The following is a 351-nucleotide window of genomic DNA, read 5'->3' on the forward strand; positions in this document are numbered from 1 at the left end:
CCCAAGTCCGACAAGCCCTTCCCCGCCGGGCACACCGAGCTGTACTCCACCACCCTGGGCTGGCGCATGGTCAACCCCAAGATGGACCCGCAGTGGACCCTCCCGCTCGGCGAGTCGGCCGAACTCATCGCCGAGAAGCACAAGATCAGCCGCGAGCAGCAGGACGAGTACGCGCTGCACAGCCACCAGAAGGCCGCGCGCGCCCAGCAGGCCGGCCTGTTCGACAGCGAACTCGCCCCGGTGTCCATCCCACAGCGCAAGGGCGACCCGCACGTCTTCGCCGCCGACGAATCCGTACGGCCCGACGCCTCGCTGGCCGCAATGGCCAAACTCAAGCCCTCCTTCCGCACC

1 protein-coding gene is annotated in these 351 nt (G+C 68.9%); it reads left to right on the forward strand.

Annotated elements, in window-relative coordinates; all coding sequences use genetic code 11:
* The coding region (locus IG08_RS0153450) for a thiolase family protein (RefSeq protein ID WP_030622310.1) at positions 1–351 on the forward strand (351 nt) is incomplete at both ends.

Origin of the sequence: Streptomyces fulvoviolaceus, assembly GCF_000718165.1 — a bacterium.
In the GTDB taxonomy this organism is placed as follows: Bacteria; Actinomycetota; Actinomycetes; order Streptomycetales; family Streptomycetaceae; genus Streptomyces; species Streptomyces fulvoviolaceus.